The organism is Dawidia cretensis (assembly GCF_018598175.1).
Lineage (GTDB): Bacteria > Bacteroidota > Bacteroidia > Cytophagales > Cyclobacteriaceae > Ohtaekwangia > Ohtaekwangia cretensis.
In genome coordinates, this window is record NZ_JAHESE010000005.1 from 77551 (window position 1) to 100301 (window position 22751).

A 22751-nucleotide genomic window follows, 5' to 3' on the forward strand; every position below is an offset into this window, starting at 1 on the left:
GTGAAGGATTAGACTACTGGCATGTTTCATGCTATAAACAGAAAGTATATGAAGGCCGGAAACGTAAAGCATATGTTCAAAGGAAAGGCTGTCGTCACGATGATAGTGCTGGCAGCGCTTTTGCTGCTATCCCGGCCAGGTTATAGCCAAAAAGGTGGTGTATACAAACAGAAAAGCACCTACAGCGGCTTCCCATCGTTGATATGGCCCAAACTGTATGCCACTTCATTTGAAAAAGCAAAGGACGATCTGGGCGAGTACGACAAGCCTGTATTTTCTGACGCGGTATTGGCCATGCAAGGTAAGGTCGTTACGCTACCTGGGTATATGATGCCTTTTGAGAACGGCATTAAAGGAAATCACTTCATGCTTTCATCGCTGCCCATCAACGCGTGTTTCTTCTGCGGCGTGGGTGGCCCCGAAACGGTAGTAGAAGTATTTGCGCTAAAATCGATGACGTATACCGAAAAACCGATCGAGGTAAAAGGTAAGTTGATGCTGAACGAGCGCAATCCCGACCAAATGATTTATATTCTGGAAAATGCGGAAGTGCTGGGCGAGATTGGATTCTAAACAATACACAACATACAAAATCAGCCCCGGTAAGTGATTCTTACCGGGGCTGCTCTTTTTAATTCAGACCGTGCTGGTCGATGAGGTACACCAGGGCAGTCATGGCCGCGGCGCCCAGCTCCAGCTCGCGCTTGCTTACTTTGTCAAACGTATCTTCGCGCGTGTGGTGGTAATCAAAGTAGCGTTGTGAGTCGGGCAGGAAGCCGAGCGTGGTCACACCTTGCGGCTCCAGTGGACCAATGTCGGCGCCGGCGCCCTCCTCCTCAAAGTCCGTCAGTCCGTACGGTGCGAAGAGTGGTTTCCAGCTTTTGATGCGGGCTTTGGGGCCTTCCTGGGCATTCATGGTAAAGCCGCGTGGGGTAAAGCCGCCGTCGTCAGACTCGATGGCGGCAATGTGTTTCTCTTGTTTGAGCGCTGCCTGGCGTGCATACTCCAGGCCGCCGCGCAGACCGTTCTCTTCGTTCATAAACATCACGGCGCGGATGGTGCGCTTGGGTTTATAGCCGATCATTTTCATGAGGCGCATTACTTCCATGGATTGTACGCAGCCGGTGCCGTCGTCATGCGCACCCTGGGCCAGGTCCCACGAGTCAAGGTGGCCACCCACAACAATAATCTCGTTCGGATACTGCGAGCCTTTGATCTCGCCGATGACATTAAAAGACGGTGCGTCGGGCAATGTTTCGCAGTGAGTCTCGAAATAAAATTGAAGATCTTTTTCAGTCTGCAGCAACGTGCTCAGCAGCGCTGCATGGCGGGTGCTGATCGCGATAGCCGGTATCTTCGGAATGTTTAATGCATAGCGCAATGAGCCGGTGTGCGGGTAGTCTTCCTGATTAATGCCCATGGAGCGAACAATGACACCCACGGCGCCGTATTTGGCGGCTTCAGAGGGGCCCAGGGCACGCTGTTCGACGGCGCCGCCATACGCCGCAAAGGTGTTGATCTGTTTGACATCCATTGGGCGGTTGAAGAATACAATCTTGCCTTTGATCCTTTTCTCGCCTAGCTGCTTCAGCTCTTCAAAGCTCCTAACCTCGACTACCTGACCGGTAACACCTTCCGGGCCCGTGCCTACCGACATGCCCAGCGCGCAGACGTTCATTTCAATCGTGCCCTGTCTTTTGGAGTTTAAAACACGGGCCTGTTCCTGTTGGCCGCGGATCCAGTGGGGTACCATAACGGGCTGTAGCCAAACGCTGTCGGCGAAATTTTCCATTTCGTGCCGGCTCCATTCCACACCGGCGGCGGCGCCCGGTGAGCCACTCAATCGTGCCCCAATGCGGGTCGTGAGGTATTCCAGGGCGGCGTAGCTCTTGCCCTGGCTGAGCTCGGTATCGAAGATTTGACGGATGGCCGACGCGTCCGGCGACTGGGCAAACACGGGTGTGGCGATACAAGCAAACAACAGCAAGCGTACAGTGTGTTTTATCATAATCAGTTTAATCGTTTAGCAGAGGTTAATATATACATGTGATGATTGGGATCCTTATCGTTTAGCACCAACGTACCTTCCAGGATAATGGGTTTGGTAGTGAAGGGAATCTTGATGGAGGTTTGTACTTCGATGACAGTTTCCGGGCCGGCGGCTCCGCAGAAGAAACAGAGGTTGAACGGTAGAGACGAAAGCATAAACCGCCCTTGCCCGCCGAGCTCTTCCAGCGGAATGATATAACCCTTCAGGCTGATCTTTTTGTTGTTGAAGGCCTTCAGCTGTGGGCTGAAGACAGGCGCCTCGACATCGTATCCGCTCTTGTCCTTTCTGTTTTCAAACCGCACGTTGGCCAGGGTATCCCAGAAATTTTGTTCCTGTGACGCCACCGTGAGGGGCAATAGGAGGAGGGACACGAGAAAAGTCTTCATAACATTTCAATGATACGGATTTTTGATGTTTTTGGCGAAGACAAATGTTGCGGTATACCGCATCTCTAAAAAGTATATTTTCTACAACGTGTGTTTACCCGAAAAATCCGTTTTTGTTTGTTCGGGCTCGGGTAAACCTCGTACTTCGTCATTGCATTAGCGCATTAAAGGCATGGGATTTTTGTTTGAATCGTTTGCCGGCTGGAAGCTGTATAGCGAACAGACGGGGTTATCGCTCCACCAGGTGGTTTTGGAATATGAGCATGAGCAGAAAGGCCGCCGGGAGGAAGAGACGTGGGAAGGCTTGGCACAGGCGTGGAGCGTCATGAAGGAAGCTGTACGCTCGGGCCTTGAAGACGAGATGGTGTCGCGTTCCGGCATGATCAATAACGGCGCGAAAAAAGTATACCGCTATCCAACGCCGGTATTATCCGTAGAATTTCAGCAGTTGATCGCACGGGCACTGGCCGCGAAAGAAGTAAACTCGTGCATGGGCCGTATCGTGGCGGCTCCGACCGCGGGTGCCAGCGGTATCATGCCGGGCGTACTGTATACGTTACAAGACATTCATAAGATCGACGACCATACCATTTTAGAAGCCCTGCTGATTGCGGCGGGTGTCGCGTTGATCATGGAACAAAAAGCGTCGATCGCGGGGGCCGTCGGCGGATGTCAGGCCGAGACCGGTACCGCGGCAGCGATGGGCGCCGGTTCGATTGTACACTGCCTGGGCGGTGATACAGACCAGGTGTTCAACGCTGTGGCTATTACTGTACAGTGTATGTTGGGCCTGGTGTGCGACCCCGTGGCAGGACTGGTAGAAGTGCCGTGTGTAGTACGAAATGCCAGCGCCGCGGCCATCGCCAACAGCTCGGCTCAAATTGCCCTGGCGGGTGTCAGTGCCGTAATACCCGTAGATGAAGTGATCGAGGCCATGGGCGAGATCGGCTCCAGTATGGAGACTCGTTATAAAGAAACTGCACTGGGGGGCCTGGCGGCTACTAAGACCGGGCAGGCTATTGCCAAGCGGGTGCTGATACACGACATCGAAGTTTTGCCCGATGAAGTATAATGTCTTCCCGACTTACCGAATGACGTCGGGTAGCACTTCGTTACCAAAGAAATAGATCACGCTGCTAAAAAGCACCGACCAGAACGCGGCGCTGACAAACATATAGAAGATCAGTTTTTCTTTGGGGGTACCAAAGCTGATGGCCAATAAACATCCACCGACGGGTGATAAAATAACAGGTGTCAGAATGGCCACCCCCAGTAGCCCATACTTTTGCCACAGGACGACGACCTTACGGGTGCGTTTGGAGAACACGGGGCGTTTGGTTCGGATCCGTGCCACTTGCCGCCGCATAAAATCTCCAAAGAACGAAAAGAGCAACACCACGGTCATCATACCCGCCACCGTGACGAGAATGGTGGTGATAAGTGTTAGTCCTGCGGCATAACCACCTATTGGTCCAAGGATAAACTTGAACATGCTGGAAAAATAGACGGGTATGACTTTCAGGATGGATTCCCACATAGGTACTGTGTTGCCGTGTTGCCGTTCCGCGTTGTACTACAATTTTGTGCCATAGCTCAGGTCACCGGCATCACCCAGTCCGGGGACAATGTAAAACTTATCGTTCAGACTTTCGTCGATGGCACAGGTCCAGAGGGAGTAGGGCACGTTGACGTGCTGGGCCAGCTGCTTAATTCCTTCGGGTGCCGCCACCAGGGCGACGACATGTAAATGCTGTGGCCGGCCTCCTTTTTTGATCAGCAGATCGATGGCGTCGGTCGCCGAACGGCCCGTGGCCAGCATCGGGTCGACGAGGATGACTTCCCGACCTGTAAGTGCCGGGGTGGTAATATATTCCGTGCGTACAGTCAATTCGTGGGCAAACTCGTCGCGGTAGGCGCCGACAAACGCGGCGTCGGCACGATCGAATACATTGATAAATCCCTGGAAGTAGGGCAGTCCTGCACGCAGGATCGTTACCAGGAGTGGCTCTTGTTTCAGCACGTTGATCCGGCTTTTGTCCAGCGGGCCTTCCACGATACGGGTGCCGTATTGAAGCTTTTTAGAAACTTCGTAGGCCATGATCTCGCCCAGGCGCTCCATGTTTTTGCGGAAGCGCATACGGTCACGCTGAATGTCCCGGTCGCGTAGCTCGGCCAGGAACTGGTTGGCAATTGAATTCTGTTCGCTGAGGTTGAAAACCATGGATGCGTTTTTTTCTAAGCAAAATTTAGGATAAAGTTGTAGATAAAAACGCTAAACCGTGCGCGAATGATACAAGAATTCAAGCTTTTAAAGCAGCTGTGCGAGGTACACGCACCCTCCGGCAACGAGGTGGGCATGAAAGATTTTCTGCTGCGCTACATCGCCAAAGAGAGTAAGAAGTGGAAGGTGAAGCCCGAAGTATACCATGGCGAAGAATTTCAGGATTGTATCGTGCTGAAGTTTGGCGCCCCGCGCACCGCGATCTTTGCCCACATGGACAGCATCGGTTTTACCGTGCGTTACTTTAACCAGCTCCTGCCCATTGGCAGCCCCGATGCCGACGCCGGCACCGTGCTGGTGGGCGAAGACAGCCTGGGCGCGATTGAATGTGTGTTGGAATTCGACAAGGACAATCATGCCTTTTATTCGTTCGGCCGGCAGATAGACCGTGGCACGGAGCTTACCTACAAAGTAAATTTCCGCGATAGTAAAATGTATATCCAGTCAGCCTACCTCGACGACCGCATGGGTATCTACGCAGCGCTAAAAGTCGCTGAGACATTAAAGGATGGCGTTATTGTATTTACCTGTTGGGAAGAGCACGGTGGCGGCAGCGTACCCTACCTGGCCAAGTTCATCTATGAGCAGTGGCAGGTGCGCCAGGCATTGATCTCCGACATTACCTGGGTGTCTGACGGCGTAGCGCCGGGCAAGGGTGTAGCAATCTCGATGCGCGACCGGAACCTTCCCCGGCGCAGCTTTGTCGATCGTATTATTGCCATTGCGCGTAAGCGACAGGTAGATTTTCAATTAGAGGTAGAAGGCATGGGCTCGAGCGATGGCCGCGAGCTGCAGGTGTCGCCGTATCCGATTGACTGGTGCTTTGTGGGCGCGCCCGAAAGCGGGCCGCATACGCCGGACGAGCGCGTGCATAAGCATGACATCCGTACCATGATCGAGCTGTACCAATGGCTGATGAAAGACCTGTAAAAATCACGCGGAACCGCTGGCCTATTGGGTGTTACAATTTCTTTTATCTTTGTGCCCCCTTAGTGGGAGCACTATGCAAATAAAAGATCTGGAGTTTAAGCAATTCATCAATAAATCGAAGATTCAGGAAACGATTCGTGGGCTTGCCCAGCAGATCAACACGGACTATAAAGACAAGACTCCGGTGTTTCTGCCGATCCTGAATGGTTCCTTTATTTTTGCCGCCGACCTCATTAAGCAGATCGAAATTTCGTGTAAAGTATCATTTGTAAAGGTTTCTTCGTATTCCGGCACGACAAGCTCCGGTCAGCTCAAGACGCTGATCGGCATGGACGCCAGCCTTTTTAACCAGGACGTGATCGTGGTAGAAGATATTGTCGATACGGGCCAGACGTTGCAAAAAATTATCGAAGAGCTGAAAGGCCTCGGAACAAAGTCAGTAGAGGTAGTGACGCTGCTGCGCAAAGAAACCGCCCGCGAAAAAATGATCACCGTAAAATATACGGGATTTGAAATCGAAAACGAGTTTGTCGTGGGCTATGGGCTGGACTACGACGGGCTGGGGCGTAACCTGAAAGAGATTTACAAAGCCGTGAAGTAAAATGCAAGCGATTGTAATTCATGCGTCATTCCGTATCTTGGGCGGCTTATGTAACCTAAATTCTTAAACGACAACACAGATCATGATCAATCTCATTCTCTTCGGCCCGCCTGGGGCTGGTAAAGGAACGCAGAGCGCCAAGCTCATTGAAAAGTACTCGTTGACGCATATTTCGACTGGCGACTTACTCCGCAAGCATCGCCAAGAGGGCACACCGCTTGGTCAGCTGGCTCAGAGCTATATGGACAAGGGAAATCTGGTTCCTGACCAGGTAGTGATTGACATGGTGGATGATAAAATCAAGAGCAGTGGTGATATTGCCGGTGTTATCTTCGATGGTTTTCCCCGTACCATTCCGCAAGCTGAAGCACTGGACAAACTGCTGGCTTCCAAACAAGCGCCCATTAAAGTGTTGGTAGAGCTTGTCGTGCCCGAAGATGAGCTGCGCAAGCGCCTGGCTGAACGCGCCGTGAAAGAAAATCGCCCCGACGACGCCAAGCCGGAAGTGATCGAAAACCGCATTTCTGTATATAAGTCAGAGACTGTCGCAGTAGCGCAGTACTATAAAGAACATAAAAAATACGCCTCGGTTATTGGTGTGGGTAAGATCGACGAGATCTTCGTAAACATCTGTACTGAGATCGACAAAAGCTTACTGGCAAAATAATCCGACATCGTGTCTGCTCCGAACTTCATTGACTACGTTAAATTCTGCTCACGCTCCGGGAAAGGAGGTGCAGGCTGCCTGCACTTTCACCGCGAGAAGTTCATCCAGAAGGGTGGACCTGACGGGGGCGATGGAGGCCGGGGCGGAAGTATCATTTTGCGCGGCGACTCCCAGCACTGGACGCTCCTGCACTTGAAGTACCGCAAGCACATCATTGCTAAAGACGGAAATCCCGGTGAAGAGCAAGACCGTACCGGCGCCTCCGCCAGCGATGAGATTATTCCCGTGCCGCTGGGCACGGTGGCCCGCGACGCCGAGACCGGCGAGATCCGCTGCGAGATTACCGAAGACGGTCAGGAATTCGTGTTGACGCCGGGTGGCCGCGGGGGCAAGGGCAATGCCTATTTTTCAACGCCCACACACCAGGCGCCCCAACACGCACAACCCGGGGAGCCCGGCATCGAAGAATGGATCATCCTCGAGCTGAAGCTGCTCGCCGACGTGGGCCTGGTGGGATTTCCTAACGCCGGCAAGTCCACTTTGCTGTCGGTGGTGTCCGCCGCGAAACCCAAGATCGGCGATTATCCTTTTACGACACTTACGCCTAACCTGGGTGTTGTCTCATACCGCGAAGGGCTGTCGTTTGTCATGGCCGACATACCCGGTATTATTGAAGGCGCCGCCGAAGGGCGTGGGCTGGGCACTCGCTTCCTCCGCCACATTGAACGCAATTCTCTGTTGTTGTTTATGATTCCGGCCGATGCCAACAACATTCAAACAGAATACGACATCCTGTTAAACGAGCTGCGCAAGTACAACCCCGAGCTACTGGACAAAAAGCGTATCCTGGCTGTTTCTAAATCAGATATGCTGGACGATGAGCTGAAGACCGAAATGAAACGCGAGCTGCCGACCGACCTGCCCGCCGTGTTCATCTCCTCCATCACCAACCAGGGCCTTGTCGAGCTCAAGGACCTGATCTGGTCGCACCTACACTAAGAACCCTCATTTTCGCGCGTCGTGCCACTTCAGGCATGCGCCATGCGCTTTTCAACGGCATTTCTAGCCTACCAGGTAGGCAAGGAATCAGCCTGACGGCAGGCAGATTTCCCAATTTCTCAGGAATGCCAGTTTGGCATGCGATAGCTTTGGCAAAATTGTTGACATTTGCCCCTTCATTAATTTGTAGTTACCATGCAGCCAGAAAATAAGGACCAACGCGAAGAACTCAATCAAAATCAGGAGACGATCTCCGAGAATACAGAAGAAATGGCAGATGCCGTCAAAGGGGCTGACAATGCGGAGGAGGATTTGAACGGCGGCGCCGAAAATGGCAGCTTAGCCAAAGTGCAGGCCGAGTTGGCCGAGCAGAAAGACAAGTACATCCGCCTGTATTCTGAATTCGAAAACTTCCGTCGCAGAACGGCCAAAGAAAAGATCGAAATGATTGCGTCTGCTAACGAGCAGCTGATCAAATCGCTTTTGCCAGTGGCGGACGACTTTGAGCGCGCGGAGAAATCGTTCAAGGATCGCAACGACAAAGAGCTGGAAGGCTTCTTCCTGATCTACAATAAATTTAAAAAGACACTCGAGCAGTACGGCGTAAAAATAATGGAGCTGGGCCCTGGCTCAGACTTTAACGTCGACATGCAAGAGGCCATTACACAAATTCCTGCGCCCAATGAAAAGCTGAAAGGCAAGATCGTGGATGTTGTGGAGAAGGGTTATTTACAAAACGATAAAGTGATCCGGTTTGCCAAAGTGGTAATCGGAAGCTAATTCATCTTACTTACATGTCTACCAAAAGAGATTATTACGAAATACTGGGCGTTAGCAAGACGGCTACTCCGGAGGAAATCAAGAAGGCCTATCGCAAAACGGCCATTCAGTTTCACCCGGATAAAAACCCCGGTAACAAAGAAGCTGAAGACAAATTCAAGGAAGCCGCCGAGGCATACGAAATCCTCAGTGACGCCGACAAGCGCGCCCGCTACGATCGTTTTGGTCATGCCGGTGCCAATGGTGGCGGAGGTTATGGCGGTGGCCACAACATGAACATGGAAGATATCTTCAGCCAGTTTGGAGATATTTTCGGTGGCGGCAGCCCCTTTGATAGTTTCTTTGGTGGTGGTGGCAGCGGCGGTGGGCGGCGTCAGCGCAAAGGCTCGAACCTGCGCATCAAGCTGAAGCTTACGCTGGATGAGATCGCAACAGGCGTAGAAAAGAAAATAAAGGTTAACCGCCTGGTGCGGGCCGAAGGGGTAACGTTCAAGACGTGTACGACCTGTAACGGCACGGGCCAGATCAAAAAAGTCGTGAACACCATGCTGGGCCAAATGGTCTCGGCTACGACCTGCTCTACCTGCGATGGTAGCGGCCAGATCCTTGACAAACGCCCTGCCGGCGTAGACAATTCGGGCCTCGTATCAAAAGAAGAAATCTTGTCGGTAAAGATCCCCGCCGGGGTGGGCGAGGGTATGCAGTTGGCCATGTCGGGTAAAGGCAACGAAGCTCCGGGCGGCGTAGCCGGCGACTTACTCATCCTCATCGAAGAGCAGGAGGACAGACAGCTCAAGCGCGACGGCAACAACCTGATCTACGAACTTTATATCACGGTGGTGGACGCTGCGCTGGGCACATCGGTAGAGGTTCCTTCTGTCGGGGGCAAGGTGAAGATCAAGATTGAGCCAGGAACCCAAAGCGGCAAAATATTGCGCTTACGCGGCAAAGGCCTGAAAGACGTCAACGGTTATGAGACCGGCGACCAGCTTATCTATGTGAACGTGTGGATTCCGAAAAAATTGACCGCCGATGAAAAGGCGAAATTGGAGAGCCTGCGCGGTGCGGCAAACTTTCAGCCACACCCGGATGCGAGCGATAAAGGATTTTTTGAAAGAATGAAGGAATACTTCAGTTAAGTATCGCCATTCCCCTGGAAACCCTCGTTTAATACGTTGAACACGTACCTGAACGAGGGTTTTTCATTTTATTTATTGTTTAAACTTACAACCGTGTAACCTGTAGAGAGCAGGGCCGTAATAATTCACCATGCGTAAGAAGATTTGGCTAACATGTTGCGGAGTTGCGCTTGGCGGAATGGTTTTTGGCCAGATCAAAAAGCAGTTTACGGTCGAAGACGTCCAATCGTGTGAAAGCGTGCGCCTGAGCTTGCAAGCCAACAGCGGCAATTGCTACATCAAACCCAGCCAGAATCCCGAAATTCTCAACGTTTTTAGTAATCAGACCGAAACCGAATACGCACACAATTTTCGAAAAGAGATCAAAGGCAGAACCTGCGAAGTGCAGTTGAATCTGGAAGATAGCCAGGCAAGCTCCCTGGGCGAGTCCATTTCCACCCATTTCTTTGGCGGTACCGAAGGCGGCGGCGACAAGCTGTGGAAGATGTACCTGACCGATATGAAACCGTATCTGCTGGAACTGAAATATGGCGTGGGCAATGCCAACGTCGACCTCTCCGGCCTGGCTATTAAAAAATTGAAAATAAGCTCGGGCAGTGCCAACGTAACCGTAGGCTACAACTCGTCACTGGAAAACCAGATCGACATGGACACGTTCATTGTAAAAGTGGACCTGGGCTCTGTTAACGTAAAAAATCTGAACCTGTCGCGCACGCACTTTGTGCAGGCCGATGTGGGCTTTGGCAATGTAACGCTCGACTTTAGCAATAAGCCGTTGGTGCAGAACACCGTGAAAGGCAGCGTAGGTGCCGGTAACCTGTTGATCCTGATGCCCAGTGATGAAATACCCGTATTGGTAAAGATTCACGACTCGTGGCTGTGCAGCGTAAAGATGCCCAGCAGCCTGGTGAAGATCAAGGAAAATACATTTGCCAACGCAGCGTACAGCAAAGACTCCAAAGGCGGCCTGACATTCGACCTGGATGTATCGATGGGCAGCATTGTGTTTAAAGAAACAAAAGAAGTTGAAGTAAAAGATCCCAAGTAGTTGTCGCCCGTCAGGGCTTTTATTTTTTTTCCCTTCCGGTAATTTTATCTTGTAGGCCGATACTAATCGACCAAACAACCACCATCATTGGAAGCGCTTATTGCCCACGAGGTAACAAAACGGTATTCGCAGCACCTGGCACTGGACCGCGTGAGCCTGGTTATTCCGGCACAGACGATCTTCGGTTTATTGGGGCCAAACGGTGCCGGCAAGACCACCCTCATCCGCATCGTTAATCAAATCATCCAGGCCGACGAAGGCACCATCACCCTCTTCGGTGAACGTTTACAAGAAAAGCACATTGGTACGATTGGCTACCTGCCCGAAGAGCGGGGCCTGTATAAAAAGATGCCCGTAGGCGAGCAGCTGATCTACTTTGCACAGCTAAGAGGCATGAGCCGCCAGGAGGCAGTTGTCCGCAGCAAAGCCTGGATCACAAAATTTGAGATCAAAGACTGGTGGAATAAAAAGGTAGAAGACCTAAGCAAAGGCATGGCGCAGAAGGTGCAGTTTATCAGTACCGTGATGCACGAGCCGCGCCTGATCATTTTAGACGAGCCCTTCTCGGGCTTCGATCCCATCAATGCACAGCTGATCACGAAGGAGATTCTCGAGCTGAAAGAGAAGGGGTGTACAATCATCTTCTCTACACACCGCATGGAGACTGTGGAAGACCTGTGCGACCACATTGTGCTGATCGATAAATCGAAGAAGATCCTTGAAGGCTCTAAACGACAGGTCAAAGAGACTTACCGCACCCATACCTATACCGTCGAGCACCGCGGGGCGTTCGACCTGGATGCCGCGAAGTACCGGTTGATCCAACAACGCGTCGTCGAAGATGATTTTTATAAATCGGTTGTTGCCGTAAACGATAACAGCGGCCCGAATCAGCTCCTCCGCGATCTGATACCGGTAACCGAAGTGCATAGCTTTATTGAAAAGATACCGACCATGAGCGAGATCTTTATCACGTTGGTGAAAGGAGGAAATCATGAATAAGATTTGGCTCATTATGAAACGCGAGTTTCTCACCCGGGTACAAAAGCGCTCGTTCCTGATCGCAACGATCCTCATACCGCTCATCTTTCCGTTGCTCATGGGAGTGATGGTTTATTTTTCGGCGGAGCAAAAGCGCCATGCCGAGAAAAAGGAGATTCAATATGTAGACGAAAGTGGTTTGTTTGTACCCGATACGTCGGTGTTTCGCTTCAAGCCCTTTCCCGGTAATTTCAGCCAGGCCCGATTGTTATTGGATGCCGACTCTAATGCCGTAGGAACACTGCTGCATATACCGAAGCTGGACGTGATGCGGCCGGCAGGGATCACGTTATATGGCAAGATAAATCTGAGCCCCTCGGACATTGCCAGCCTGGAGCAGATGCTGGAGGACCGCATCCGCGATGTAAAGATGAAAGAGCTGAAGGTCAATCAGAAATTACTGGATGAGCTCAAGACCGACGTGTCGATCGAAGCCATCACGGTGACGGAAGGCGGACATGAAGAGGCCTCCGACTCAAACATATTGTTTGGCATAGGCATGGCCTGTGGCATCCTGATGTATATGTTCATCTTTATCTATGGTGCGCAGATCATGCAGGGCGTCATTGAAGAAAAATCCAGCAAGGTTGTCGAGATCATCGTGTCATCCGTCCGTCCCTTCCAATTGATGATGGGTAAGATCCTCGGGCTGGCCTCGGTAGGCTTACTGCAGTTTTTGATTTGGATTGTATTGATCACTGTAGTCTCCACTACGTTGCTGACCTATTTTGGTGTGTCCATGCCACAGCAGCAGATGATGGAGGAGGTAGGCCGGCAATACCCGGAGACTGCCGCGGCACAAAACTATGCTGTCGCTTCGTTCATGAAGATCTGGGACCAAATACCGCTCACATACGTCATTCTCAATTTCCTGTTTTACTTCCTCGGCGGCTACCTGCTTTACGGTGCGCTCTTCGCCGCGGTCGGCGCCGCGGTCGATAGTCCGGCCGAAGCACAGCAGTTTATGTTCCCCATCACCATCCCGATGCTGATTGCGTATCTGAGCTTGTTTGCCTTTGTGTTGGAAGACCACGACAGCGCCATCAGCGTGTGGCTGTCGATCATACCGTTTACAGCGCCCATCACCATGATTGGCCGGTTAGGCTTCGGCGTGCCGTGGTGGCAGTTGCTATTATCACAAGGATTGCTGATCCTGGGCTTTATATTTACCACCTGGGCCGCGGGCCGGATCTACCGCATCGGTATTTTGATGCACGGTGCCAAAGTAAATTACCGCGTGCTGATGAAGTGGTTTTTGATGCGAAACTAGCATGAGTAAAAAGTCTTCTATACCGGGACTGGCGTTTTATCAGAACAATACCGCCGCCAAGTGGATTGTGCTGGGTGTCGCTGTCCTGATCAGTGGAGGGTCTATTTATTATACTAAAATACTCGTCGACCAGCTCAAAGGCCGCGAACGGCAGCAAGTACAACTGTATGCCAAAGCAATAGAATATACTGCCAACGAAGACGATACCGGCGGCGACGTAAACTTCATCGCGCAAGAGATCCTCTTTCAAAACAACTCGATCCCCATCATACTGGCCGACGAGAAAGGCAACGTTTTGTCATACCGCAACCTCGACCTGGTAGAGACCTGGCCCACCAAACGCAAGGATGCTTTCCTGGCCGACGCCATGGAAACCATGAAGACCACCTACGAGCCCATTACCGTCACGTTGCGCGACTCCCAAACAGGGGAGGTGTTTGGCGTACAATATATTTACTATAAAAATTCTTTTCTGTTGATTCAGCTGATTGCCTATCCCTACATTCAGTTGTCCGTCATCGCAATCTTTGCTTTCATCTCCTACCTGGCCTTTAGCTATTCCAAAGCAGCAGAGCAAAACCGGGTGTGGGTAGGCCTGGCGAAAGAGACAGCCCACCAGTTGGGCACACCGCTGTCGTCGTTGATGGCGTGGGTGGAGGTGTTGCGGGAAGACCCTACCATAAACCAAAGGGGCATTGTGGAGGAGCTGGAAAAAGATGTGTACAAACTGCGGATTGTGACCGAGCGGTTTTCCAGCATTGGTTCGGTGCCTACACTAAAACGTGAGAACATCGTATCGCTGGTTAACAATGTCGTAAATTACCTTCGGCCACGTGTTTCTGCCAAAATACGCATTGAAGTATTTACCCTCTCAGACCGCATCGATGCGGATGTGCACGCACCATTGTTTGAATGGGTTATTGAAAACCTTTGCAAAAATGCGGTAGATGCGATGGGGAACTCCGGTACGATTGCTATTAAGGTCCTGCGCGGCAATGAGGGCAAGGTCTTTATCGATGTGTCGGACACGGGCAAGGGTATACCCCGGTCTAAAATCAGTATGGTTTTCCGGCCTGGTTTTACAACAAAAAAACGGGGCTGGGGCCTCGGTCTTGCGCTGGCCCGGCGCATTATCGATACCTATCACAACGGTAAGATCTTTGTAAAAAGCTCGGAAGAAAGTCAGGGAACAACGTTCCGGATCGTGCTAAATGCGGCGCCGGAGAGCTTTGTACAAGGGCCGCTGCCGACAGCTTAAAAAGGAGGAATAATTCGGCTGGCGCTCTTTGTTCTTTTTGGCCAAACGGCTACTTTTGCGGTCGATTTCAGACCCTGAATCAGACCCTGAATTCGAAAATAACATACAATGGCAAATATTGGAAAGATCACCCAGGTAATTGGCCCGGTCGTAGACGTCGCCTTTGACGGCGAAGGGGCAAAGTTACCCAACATCCTGGACTCCCTTATAGTAATGAAAGCTGACGGTACCAAAGTCGTTTTGGAGTGCCAGCAGCACCTTGGCGAAGACCGCGTTCGTACCATTTCCATGGAAGGAACAGAAGGCCTTGTGCGGGGAATGAAAGTAGAGGATACCGGCTCGCCGATTCGCATGCCGGTGGGTGAGGATATTAAAGGCCGTCTTTTCAATGTGATCGGTGAAGCCATTGACGGGATCAAGCAACCGAAAGGTACACAAACCCTGCCGATTCACCGGTCGGCGCCCCGTTTCGAGGATCTTTCCACGGCAACCGAAGTACTGTTCACTGGTATTAAAGTTATCGACCTGATCGAGCCCTACGCAAAAGGTGGTAAGATCGGACTGTTCGGGGGTGCCGGTGTAGGTAAGACCGTATTGATCCAGGAGCTGATCAACAACATTGCAAAAGCATATTCAGGTCTCTCTGTATTTGCCGGTGTGGGCGAAAGAACCCGCGAAGGAAACGACTTGCTGCGCGAAATGATTGAAGCAGGCATCGTGAACTACGGTGAGGAATTTAACAAGTCATTGCACGCCGGTGGCTGGGACCTTTCGAAGGTAGACGAAAAAGGTCTGGCTGACTCGAAGGCAACCTTCGTGTTCGGACAGATGAACGAGCCTCCCGGAGCCCGCGCACGGGTGGCCCTGTCGGGTCTGACCGTAGCGGAATATTTCCGCGATGGCGATGGCAAAGGTAAAGGCCGCGACATCCTGTTCTTCGTAGACAACATCTTCCGTTTCACACAAGCAGGTTCCGAAGTATCGGCCCTTCTCGGTCGTATGCCTTCCGCCGTAGGATATCAGCCTACCCTGGCAACCGAAATGGGTGCCATGCAAGAGCGTATCACGTCGACTAAAAACGGTTCTATTACTTCGGTACAGGCAGTATACGTGCCGGCCGATGACTTGACCGACCCTGCGCCGGCAACGACCTTCGCTCACTTGGATGCTACCACCGTATTGAGCCGTAAAATCTCCGAGCTGGGTATCTACCCGGCCGTAGACCCGCTGGACTCTACCTCCCGGATTTTGCGTCCGGAGATCGTAGGCGACGAGCACTATAACACCGCACAGCGCGTGAAGAGCATTCTGCAGCGTTACAAAGAACTGCAAGACATCATCGCCATCCTCGGTATGGACGAGCTTAGCGATGAAGACAAGCTGGTTGTAACCCGCGCCCGCCGTGTGCAGCGCTTCCTGTCACAGCCTTTCCACGTGGCAGAAGCCTTTACCGGTTTGAAAGGTGTGCTCGTAGATATTAAAGACACCATTAAAGGCTTCAACGGCATCATGGACGGTCACTATGACCACCTGCCGGAAATGGCCTTCAACCTGGTCGGCAGCATCGAACAAGCTGTTGAGAAAGGCGAGAAGATCATGGCCGAAGCCAGAGGATAATATTCATTTCAGGTTTCAGGTACGGCCTGTAAAGCAACGCTGTACCTGTAACCTCTAACCCGATACCAATGCACCTGGAAATATTAACTCCCGAGAAAAAAGTATTTGAAGGCGAAGTGTCCATTGCCACCTTTCCTGGTGAGGATGGCTCCTTCCAGGTGATGGATCACCATGCTCCCCTCATCAGCTTGCTGAAAGCAGGCACCGTTGAGTACAAGGGTAAAGAAGGTGCGCACCAGCTTTTGGTTACCGGCGGGGTTGTAGAAGTGTTGAAAAACAAAGTAATCGTGCTGGCAGACGGCGTGGTGGGATAACCTGGTGCCAAACAGAATATATAAAAAAGAGGCTGTCTTTCAGGCAGTCTCTTTTTTTATGGGTGTGTGCGGCATATGTTATTGACGTACCAGCCATTTGACCAGGAAGACCACGCCGACCACGATCGAGATCACGCCCAGGACCCAGAAGGCCTCGTTTATGCCACCGAAGAGTGTCAGCGTCAAACCGACGGCACCAAAGATGATCGCCAGCTTCAAGTCGTTGTCCATCACCTGTACCGCCTTTTCTGCCGCGCCCTTATCGCCTGCTTTCACGGCTTTTACATACGCTTTTACCTGGCTCTTGATCTCCCGGCGAAACTCCCGCTTCTCGTCCTTCGTCATGGCTTTATACCGTTTGGACAGGTTAGTGGCGGCCTCCCCGGCTACCGGGGCTTTCAGCGCCGGCTCGGCTAGCGTGATAGGAGTAGCCTCCGTGCTGGCTACCAGGGTGCTTTCATTTAAAGACAGCGGGCTGACGGGTTGTGCTTCTTCTACGCGTTGCAGTTGCGGTACGTGGGCCTTCCGGCCGCTGTTATAATCATAATGATCAAAATGATAGGCATACCGGGGCGATGAGCATGCCGCAAAGAGCAGCGCTGCCGCTACCAGGAGTGGATAATTTCTCATAAGGCTTCTTACTTGTTTGTTTTCCGGAAGCCGGAAAATATCCTGCCAAGGAAGCGCTTCTCAAATTTCCAGAAGAAGTCGAATTGGCCGAACAAAAAGCCATACGCCAGGAGCACGACGTTATAGAGCGGTAAGATGAAAATATAGTATAAAACGGTCACCAGGGTTGAGCCGGCGGCAGACTCGCCAAACAAAAATAGAAGCAGAGGCCTCTTGATGAGAGCGATCGTGATACCTGTGCAGGCAAACACCACCAGCACAATAACCACCTGAAAGATGCTGCCGAGCTGCCAGCGTTGTCTGAGTTTTTCAATCCACGAACTATTATTCATAACGGTTAAATTTAGCGGAAATATCTCCACAATTCCTCGTCGGGTATCGGCGCCTCGCACGATACCGGTTCCTTCTTTACCGGGTGCAAAAAGGTCAGCTTACGGGCGTGCAGGCAAATGCTGCCATCGGCGTTGGGTTGAGAAGCACCATACTTTACATCGCCGGCAATGACACAGCCCATGCTGGCCAGTTGCACACGTATCTGATGCGACCTGCCCGTGATAGGATGTACTTCCAACAACCAATGCCCCGCGGCGCCGGTCAACACCCTGTAGTGTAGCTCGGATCGCAATGCACCCGGTGTTTCTTTACGGTAGGCCGTGGTCTTGTTTTTCGTTTCATCCTTCTGCAGCCAATGCACCAACGTGCCTTGCTGCTCCGGCGGCTTTTGCCCGACGATAGCCCAGTATATCTTGGTAGTTTCGCGCATGCGGAATAATTCGTTCATGCGCTCCAATGACTTGGAGGTACGCGCCAATACAACGACACCGCTCACGGGTCGGTCGAGCCGGTGTACTACGCCCAGAAATACAGCGCCGGGCTTATCGTACTTTTCTTTAATATATACCTTGCAGAGATCGACCAGGGGTGTGTCGCCCGTGGCGTCGCCCTGCACCAGGATGCCCGACCGCTTGTTGACGATCAACAGGTGGTTGTCTTCGTAGAGTACGTCAAATGGCTCGTGCATACCGGGGTCAGGTGTACTAGAACTCGGACGTGAAGTGAAACTCGATGTCGGGGAAGTTGTCCTGCACCATCTGCAACCAGCCACGCGACTCCGCCATAAAGACCAGCTTGTTGTCTTTATCACGGGCAATGTGCCGCTGCTTCGAATCAACAAACTCCGCCAGCTTCTGCGGATTCTTACTGCTGATCCAGCATGCTTTATAGATGTTCTGCGGCACAAATTGTGCCGTGGCATTATACTCGTTTTTCAGACGGAACTGAATGACTTCAAACTGCAGAGCACCGACAACACCCACCACTTTGCGTTTGCCAAGCTCATATGTAAACAGCTGTGCAACGCCTTCTTCCATCAATTGCAGCAAGCCTTTTTCAAGCTGCTTGGTTTTCATAGCGTCCATGTTCACCACTTCCTTGAAGATCTCGGGAGAGAAGCTCGGGATGCCGGTATACATTAACTTCTCACCTTCGGTCAGTGTGTCGCCGATCTTGAGGTTGCCGGTATCAAAGATACCGACGATGTCGCCCGGCCAGGCTTCTTCTACCGTTTCGCGGTCCTGCGCCATGAAGGCCGTGGCGTTGGAGAAACGCACGCTCTTGTCCTGGCGTACGTGGAAATAGTTGCTGCCGCGTTCGAACTTGCCCGAGCAGATGCGCAGGAAGGCGATGCGGTTCCGGTGCTTGGGATCCATGTTGGCGTGGATCTTAAAGATAAAGCCGGAAAATTTTTTCTCTTCAGGCTCAACAATCCGCACAGAGGTTTCGCGCGGTATAGGTTGTGGCGCCAGGCGAATGAATGCGTCGAGCAATTCTTTCACACCGAAATTATTCACCGCGCTGCCAAAAAACACAGGCGCCACGCGGCCGTTCAGGTATGCGTTCACATCAAACTCGGGATATACACCTTCGATCAGCTCGATGTCGGCGCGTAGTTGCTTCGCATTGTTTTCCCCAACGTAGTCGTCCACCAGCGTGTCCGTGATATCTTTTACTTCAATGCCTTCTGCAATCGTGGTCTTGCTGGAGGTAAAAAGGTGGAGGCTCTTTTCGTAGATGTTATAGACCCCCTTAAAGTTCTTGCCCATGTTGATGGGCCAGCTGAGCGGGCGCACTTTGATGTTGAGTTTTTCTTCGATCTCGTCCAGCAGCTCGAACGGGTCGCGTCCTTCGCGGTCCAGCTTGTTGATGAAGCAGATCACGGGAGTGCTGCGCATGCGGCAAACCTCCATCAGTTTTTCGGTCTGGATCTCCACGCCCTTTACACAGTCGATCACCATGATCACACTGTCCACGGCCGTGAGGGTACGGTACGTGTCTTCGGCAAAGTCCTGGTGACCCGGTGTGTCGAGCAGGTTGATCTTGACGTCCTTATAGTTAAAGCCCATCACCGAGGTGGCGACGGAGATACCGCGTTGCTTTTCGATCTCCATCCAGTCGGACCGTGCGTGGTCCTTGATCTTGCTGGATTTCACAGCACCGGCTTTTTGAATGGCGCCCCCAAAGAGCAGCAATTTTTCTGTCAACGTGGTTTTACCGGCATCCGGGTGACTAATAATGCCAAAGGTTCGGCGTTTGGCGATTTCCTGTTCTAAGCTCATGGGTAATAATTCGGTCGGCAAAGGTAGGAGAAAAGAAGAATAAGATACGGCGGGAAAGAAATGTGAAAGTGCTATTTTGAAGCAAAATCTTATGGTATGAAGTATAGAACGTTTGGCCGCACCCAGTGGCAGGTGAGTGAAATCGGTTACGGCATGTGGGGACTGGCAGGCTGGTCCGGCTCTGACATGAAAGAAGTGATGCAGTCGCAGGGACGGGCAATCGACCTGGGCTGCAACTTTTTCGACACCGCCTGGGCCTATGGCAACGGCAAAAGCGAGAACATTCTGGCCGACATTTTAAGACAATATGCAGGCAAGCGGCTGTACGTCGCCACCAAGATCCCCGCCAAAAACTTTACCTGGCCGTCTCAGCCGTCGTTCACCCTGGAAGAGTGCTTCCCGGCCTCACACATCGTTGAATACACGGAAAAGAGCTTAAAAAATCTCGGCGTCGATTGCATCGACCTGCAGCAATTCCACGTGTGGGAAGACGGGTGGGCCGGCCACGATGACTGGAAAAACGCCGTCGAAAAGTTGAAGCGCGAAGGCAAAGTGAAACATTTTGGCGTAAGCGTAAACCGCTGGGAGCCTGACAACGTGTTGAATACGCTGCGCACAGGCCTGATCGACTCGGTACAGGTCATCTACAATATTTTTGACCAGGCGCCGGAAGACAACCTCTTCCCGTTGTGCCAGCAGCTCGGCATCGGCGTAATCGCCCGCGTGCCGTTTGACGAAGGCACCCTCACGGGCATGCTGACAAAAGAGACGGTCTTCCCGGCCGACGATTGGCGGTCAACGTACTTTGTGCCGGAAAACCTGAATGCCAGCGTCGACCACGCAGAGGCGTTGCGGCCACTAATCCCGGCAGGCATGACCATGGCCGAAATGGCGTTGCGGTTCATCCTGGGCAGTGACGACGTGCATACCATCATCCCCGGAATGCGGAAAATTCGTAACGTAGAAGCCAACATCGCCACGAGCGATGGCCAGGGGCTGCCAGAAACGTTGCGCCAGACCCTGAAAGGACACCGCTGGGACAGAACGCCCACCTCGTGGTCGCAATAGCAAGATCTGACATGTCATTGTGTCATTTTTTTAGGAAGAAAATTGGGTTGGCATAACCATTGAAGAAGGGGTTGTACAACCTTAAAAACAACAGAAAGAAAATATCATGGGAAAGATTATTGGAATAGACTTAGGAACCACCAACTCGTGCGTAGCCGTCATGGAAGGCAACGAACCGGTGGTGATCGCCAACAGCGAGGGTAGAAGAACCACACCTTCTATAGTCGCTTTCCTGGATAACGGTAAGGGCGAACGCAAAGTAGGTGATCCTGCGAAACGCCAAGCTATTACCAATCCTCAAAATACAGTTTCCTCTATCAAACGCTTCATGGGTAAGAAGTTTGACGAGGTAACAGGCGAAAAGAAAATGGTGTCGTACCAGGTAGAAGGTGGCAACAACAACACGGTACGGGTACGTATCGGCGACCGCCTCTACACACCGCAGGAAATCTCTGCTATGATTCTTCAAAAAATGAAGAGCACCGCAGAAGACTACCTGGGCACCACTGTTACAGAGGCCGTTATTACCGTACCTGCCTACTTTAACGATGCTGAGCGTCAGGCGACGAAAGAAGCCGGTCAGATCGCAGGCCTGGATGTAAAGCGGATCATCAACGAGCCTACTGCTGCTGCGCTGGCGTACGGTTTGGATAAGAAAAACAACGACATGAAGATCGCCGTCTACGACTTGGGTGGTGGTACATTCGATGTTTCTGTCCTCGAGCTTGGCGATGGCGTGTTTGAAGTAAAATCTACCAACGGTGATGTGCACCTCGGTGGTGACGACTTCGATATGCGCGTCATGAACTGGCTGGCCGATGAGTTCCACAAAGAAGAGAACGTCGACCTGCGTAAAGATCCGATGGCACTGCAGCGTTTGAAAGAAGCTGCTGAAAAAGCGAAGATCGAGTTGTCCAGCTCACAAGAGACTGAGATCAACCTGCCCTATATCACATCGGTAGACGGTGTACCCAAACACTTGGTGAAAAAACTCAGCCGCGCGAAATTCGAGCAGCTGGTAGATGACCTGGTGCGTAGAACACTGGAGCCTTGCCGCCTCGCGATAAAAGATGCTGGTGTTAACGTATCAGAAATTGACGAAGTAATCCTCGTTGGTGGTTCTACCCGTATCCCCCGCATCGTGGAGGAGGTAGAGAAGTTCTTCGGTAAGAAACCTTCGAAAGGTGTTAACCCGGACGAAGTAGTAGCCGTAGGCGCTGCGATCCAGGGTGGTGTATTGACTGGTGAAGTAAAAGATGTACTGCTGCTCGACGTAACCCCGCTGTCGCTGGGTATCGAAACGCTGGGTGGCGTAATGACCAAACTCATCGAGTCGAACACAACCATTCCTTCGAAGAAGTCGGAGACATTCTCGACGGCGGCTGACAGCCAGCCTTCGGTAGAGATACACGTGCTGCAAGGTGAGCGCACGATGGCGAAAGATAACCGTAGCATCGGTCGCTTCCACCTCGACGGTATCCCGCCGGCACCACGCGGTATCCCGCAAATCGAAGTAACATTCGATATCGACGCCAACGGTATCCTGCACGTGTCGGCTAAAGATAAAGGCACCAACAAAGAGCAGAAGATTCGCATCGAAGCGTCTTCGGGCCTGACAGATGCCGAAATCAACAAGATGAAGCAGGAAGCACAGGCAAATGCCGATGCCGATAAGAAAACGAGAGAGCGTGCTGAGAAGATCAACCAGGCCGACTCGCTGATATTCCAGACGGAGAGCCAGTTGAAAGAATACGGCGACAAGCTTTCCGACAGCAACAAAGCTGCGATCAACAGCGCACTCGAGAAGCTGAAAGAAGCGCACAAGGCGCAGGACCTGGCAGGCATCGAAAACGGTGTGAACACACTGAACACGGCATGGCAGGCGGCTACAGCAGAGATGTATCAGAATACCGGTGGTGCTCCTGGCGCCGCACCGGGCGCGGGCGCTCCGGGTGGCAATGCTTCGAGTAATTCGGCTGACAACGTATCGGACGTCGAATACGAAGAGGTAAACGACAAGAAATAAATCTTGAGAAGTTAGTTTAACATAGTAAATG

General features: G+C 52.0%; 24 protein-coding genes. 16 read left to right on the forward strand and 8 right to left on the reverse strand.

Features of this window, described 5'->3' with window-relative positions; genetic code table 11:
- Positions 1-48 precede the first annotated feature (48 nt).
- Entirely contained in the window at positions 49-573 is a 525-nt protein-coding gene (locus tag KK062_RS07735) for a hypothetical protein (RefSeq protein ID WP_254083697.1), read from the forward strand.
- 58 nt (positions 574-631) lie between these two features.
- On the opposite strand, the gene KK062_RS07740 is transcribed toward KK062_RS07735, so the two are convergent.
- Together KK062_RS07740 and KK062_RS07745 are read right to left on the reverse strand one after the other, a co-directional pair.
- The gene (locus KK062_RS07740; RefSeq protein WP_254083698.1) at positions 632-2008 is read right to left on the reverse strand and encodes a M28 family peptidase; all 1377 of its coding nucleotides are present in this window, start codon (positions 2006-2008) and stop codon (positions 632-634) included.
- A gap of 2 nt (positions 2009-2010) precedes the next feature.
- The gene (locus KK062_RS07745; protein WP_254083699.1) at positions 2011-2436 is read right to left on the reverse strand and encodes a hypothetical protein; all 426 of its coding nucleotides are present in this window, start codon (positions 2434-2436) and stop codon (positions 2011-2013) included.
- A 172-nt stretch (positions 2437-2608) separates the two neighbouring features.
- Here KK062_RS07745 and sdaAA point away from each other — a divergent pair, with 172 nt between their 5' ends.
- A complete protein-coding gene (gene sdaAA / locus KK062_RS07750; RefSeq protein ID WP_254083700.1) occupies positions 2609-3508 on the forward strand; it encodes an L-serine ammonia-lyase, iron-sulfur-dependent, subunit alpha in 900 nt (299 codons plus the stop codon).
- Between the two features lie 12 nt (positions 3509-3520).
- On the opposite strand, the gene KK062_RS07755 is transcribed toward sdaAA, so the two are convergent.
- Together KK062_RS07755 and upp are read right to left on the reverse strand one after the other, a co-directional pair.
- Positions 3521-3973, reverse strand: a complete 453-nt coding sequence (locus tag KK062_RS07755) for a hypothetical protein (protein ID WP_254083701.1) — start codon at positions 3971-3973, stop codon at positions 3521-3523.
- 36 nt (positions 3974-4009) lie between these two features.
- On the reverse strand, positions 4010-4657 hold the full coding sequence (upp, locus tag KK062_RS07760) for a uracil phosphoribosyltransferase (RefSeq protein ID WP_254083702.1): 648 nt from the start codon (positions 4655-4657) through the stop codon (positions 4010-4012).
- Positions 4658-4723: 66 nt separating this feature from the next.
- Between upp and KK062_RS07765 the strand changes: the two genes are divergently transcribed.
- The 12 genes from KK062_RS07765 to atpC all read left to right on the forward strand — a co-directional run bounded on the left by KK062_RS07765 (position 4724) and on the right by atpC (position 16381).
- On the forward strand, positions 4724-5647 hold the full coding sequence (locus KK062_RS07765) for a M20/M25/M40 family metallo-hydrolase (RefSeq protein WP_254083703.1): 924 nt from the start codon (positions 4724-4726) through the stop codon (positions 5645-5647).
- Between the two features lie 73 nt (positions 5648-5720).
- Positions 5721-6248, forward strand: a complete 528-nt coding sequence (gene hpt, locus KK062_RS07770) for a hypoxanthine phosphoribosyltransferase (RefSeq protein ID WP_254083704.1) — start codon at positions 5721-5723, stop codon at positions 6246-6248.
- 82 nt (positions 6249-6330) lie between these two features.
- Positions 6331-6915, forward strand: coding sequence for an adenylate kinase (locus KK062_RS07775; protein ID WP_254083705.1), 585 nt, complete (start codon positions 6331-6333; stop codon positions 6913-6915).
- A gap of 9 nt (positions 6916-6924) precedes the next feature.
- A complete protein-coding gene (gene obgE, locus KK062_RS07780) occupies positions 6925-7914 on the forward strand; it encodes a GTPase ObgE (RefSeq protein ID WP_254083706.1) in 990 nt (329 codons plus the stop codon).
- A gap of 195 nt (positions 7915-8109) precedes the next feature.
- Complete coding sequence (locus KK062_RS07785) at positions 8110-8694, forward strand: nucleotide exchange factor GrpE (RefSeq protein ID WP_254083707.1); 585 nt, start codon at positions 8110-8112, stop codon at positions 8692-8694.
- A 14-nt stretch (positions 8695-8708) separates the two neighbouring features.
- Positions 8709-9833 carry a molecular chaperone DnaJ gene (gene dnaJ / locus KK062_RS07790; protein WP_254083708.1) on the forward strand — a complete coding sequence of 375 codons (1125 nt, stop codon included), beginning with the start codon at positions 8709-8711 and terminating at the stop codon, positions 9831-9833.
- A gap of 130 nt (positions 9834-9963) precedes the next feature.
- A complete protein-coding gene (locus KK062_RS07795; protein WP_254083709.1) occupies positions 9964-10881 on the forward strand; it encodes a toast rack family protein in 918 nt (305 codons plus the stop codon).
- A gap of 87 nt (positions 10882-10968) precedes the next feature.
- Positions 10969-11883 (forward strand): ABC transporter ATP-binding protein, encoded by a 915-nt coding sequence (locus KK062_RS07800; RefSeq protein WP_254083710.1) that lies wholly within the window; start codon positions 10969-10971, stop codon positions 11881-11883.
- A complete protein-coding gene (locus KK062_RS07805) occupies positions 11876-13192 on the forward strand; it encodes an ABC transporter permease (RefSeq protein ID WP_254083711.1) in 1317 nt (438 codons plus the stop codon). Before KK062_RS07800 ends, KK062_RS07805 begins: the two co-directional genes overlap by 8 nt.
- Before the next feature lies 1 nt (position 13193).
- Positions 13194-14450 (forward strand): sensor histidine kinase, encoded by a 1257-nt coding sequence (locus tag KK062_RS07810; RefSeq protein ID WP_254083712.1) that lies wholly within the window; start codon positions 13194-13196, stop codon positions 14448-14450.
- A 108-nt stretch (positions 14451-14558) separates the two neighbouring features.
- Positions 14559-16067, forward strand: coding sequence for a F0F1 ATP synthase subunit beta (gene atpD, locus KK062_RS07815; RefSeq protein ID WP_254083713.1), 1509 nt, complete (start codon positions 14559-14561; stop codon positions 16065-16067).
- 68 nt (positions 16068-16135) lie between these two features.
- A complete protein-coding gene (atpC, locus tag KK062_RS07820) occupies positions 16136-16381 on the forward strand; it encodes an ATP synthase F1 subunit epsilon (RefSeq protein ID WP_254083714.1) in 246 nt (81 codons plus the stop codon).
- Between the two features lie 78 nt (positions 16382-16459).
- Here the strand turns inward: atpC and KK062_RS07825 are convergent, their stop codons facing one another.
- From KK062_RS07825 to KK062_RS07840, 4 genes are read right to left on the reverse strand one after another with little or no spacing between them, the layout of a single operon-like run.
- Positions 16460-17011 (reverse strand): hypothetical protein, encoded by a 552-nt coding sequence (locus tag KK062_RS07825; RefSeq protein WP_254083715.1) that lies wholly within the window; start codon positions 17009-17011, stop codon positions 16460-16462.
- Positions 17012-17019: 8 nt separating this feature from the next.
- Positions 17020-17343, reverse strand: a complete 324-nt coding sequence (locus KK062_RS07830; RefSeq protein ID WP_254083716.1) for a DUF6787 family protein — start codon at positions 17341-17343, stop codon at positions 17020-17022.
- Positions 17344-17354: 11 nt separating this feature from the next.
- A complete protein-coding gene (locus KK062_RS07835; RefSeq protein WP_254083717.1) occupies positions 17355-18032 on the reverse strand; it encodes an RluA family pseudouridine synthase in 678 nt (225 codons plus the stop codon).
- Positions 18033-18048: 16 nt separating this feature from the next.
- On the reverse strand, positions 18049-19626 hold the full coding sequence (locus KK062_RS07840; protein WP_254083718.1) for a peptide chain release factor 3: 1578 nt from the start codon (positions 19624-19626) through the stop codon (positions 18049-18051).
- A 96-nt stretch (positions 19627-19722) separates the two neighbouring features.
- Between KK062_RS07840 and KK062_RS07845 the strand changes: the two genes are divergently transcribed.
- Both KK062_RS07845 and dnaK read left to right on the forward strand, forming a co-directional pair.
- Positions 19723-20694: an aldo/keto reductase gene (locus KK062_RS07845; RefSeq protein WP_254083719.1), complete on the forward strand. Its 972-nt coding sequence runs from the start codon at positions 19723-19725 to the stop codon at positions 20692-20694.
- 106 nt (positions 20695-20800) lie between these two features.
- Positions 20801-22720, forward strand: a complete 1920-nt coding sequence (dnaK, locus tag KK062_RS07850; protein WP_254083720.1) for a molecular chaperone DnaK — start codon at positions 20801-20803, stop codon at positions 22718-22720.
- Positions 22721-22751: the final 31 nt, after the last annotated feature.

Bases quoted from the DNA above. Each gene is read 5' to 3' on its own strand.
- KK062_RS07735 (WP_254083697.1), top strand. From the start codon at position 49: ATGAAGGCCGGAAACGTAAAGCATATGTTCAAAGGAAAGGCTGTCGTC.
- KK062_RS07740 (WP_254083698.1), bottom strand. From the start codon at position 2,008: ATGATAAAACACACTGTACGCTTGCTGTTGTTTGCTTGTATCGCCACA.
- KK062_RS07745 (WP_254083699.1), bottom strand. From the start codon at position 2,436: ATGAAGACTTTTCTCGTGTCCCTCCTCCTATTGCCCCTCACGGTGGCG.
- sdaAA (WP_254083700.1), top strand. From the start codon at position 2,609: ATGGGATTTTTGTTTGAATCGTTTGCCGGCTGGAAGCTGTATAGCGAA.
- KK062_RS07755 (WP_254083701.1), bottom strand. From the start codon at position 3,973: ATGTGGGAATCCATCCTGAAAGTCATACCCGTCTATTTTTCCAGCATG.
- upp (WP_254083702.1), bottom strand. From the start codon at position 4,657: ATGGTTTTCAACCTCAGCGAACAGAATTCAATTGCCAACCAGTTCCTG.
- KK062_RS07765 (WP_254083703.1), top strand. From the start codon at position 4,724: ATGATACAAGAATTCAAGCTTTTAAAGCAGCTGTGCGAGGTACACGCA.
- hpt (WP_254083704.1), top strand. From the start codon at position 5,721: ATGCAAATAAAAGATCTGGAGTTTAAGCAATTCATCAATAAATCGAAG.
- KK062_RS07775 (WP_254083705.1), top strand. From the start codon at position 6,331: ATGATCAATCTCATTCTCTTCGGCCCGCCTGGGGCTGGTAAAGGAACG.
- KK062_RS07785 (WP_254083707.1), top strand. From the start codon at position 8,110: ATGCAGCCAGAAAATAAGGACCAACGCGAAGAACTCAATCAAAATCAG.
- dnaJ (WP_254083708.1), top strand. From the start codon at position 8,709: ATGTCTACCAAAAGAGATTATTACGAAATACTGGGCGTTAGCAAGACG.
- KK062_RS07795 (WP_254083709.1), top strand. From the start codon at position 9,964: ATGCGTAAGAAGATTTGGCTAACATGTTGCGGAGTTGCGCTTGGCGGA.
- KK062_RS07805 (WP_254083711.1), top strand. From the start codon at position 11,876: ATGAATAAGATTTGGCTCATTATGAAACGCGAGTTTCTCACCCGGGTA.
- KK062_RS07810 (WP_254083712.1), top strand. From the start codon at position 13,194: ATGAGTAAAAAGTCTTCTATACCGGGACTGGCGTTTTATCAGAACAAT.
- atpD (WP_254083713.1), top strand. From the start codon at position 14,559: ATGGCAAATATTGGAAAGATCACCCAGGTAATTGGCCCGGTCGTAGAC.
- atpC (WP_254083714.1), top strand. From the start codon at position 16,136: ATGCACCTGGAAATATTAACTCCCGAGAAAAAAGTATTTGAAGGCGAA.
- KK062_RS07825 (WP_254083715.1), bottom strand. From the start codon at position 17,011: ATGAGAAATTATCCACTCCTGGTAGCGGCAGCGCTGCTCTTTGCGGCA.
- KK062_RS07830 (WP_254083716.1), bottom strand. From the start codon at position 17,343: ATGAATAATAGTTCGTGGATTGAAAAACTCAGACAACGCTGGCAGCTC.
- KK062_RS07835 (WP_254083717.1), bottom strand. From the start codon at position 18,032: ATGCACGAGCCATTTGACGTACTCTACGAAGACAACCACCTGTTGATC.
- KK062_RS07840 (WP_254083718.1), bottom strand. From the start codon at position 19,626: ATGAGCTTAGAACAGGAAATCGCCAAACGCCGAACCTTTGGCATTATT.
- KK062_RS07845 (WP_254083719.1), top strand. From the start codon at position 19,723: ATGAAGTATAGAACGTTTGGCCGCACCCAGTGGCAGGTGAGTGAAATC.
- dnaK (WP_254083720.1), top strand. From the start codon at position 20,801: ATGGGAAAGATTATTGGAATAGACTTAGGAACCACCAACTCGTGCGTA.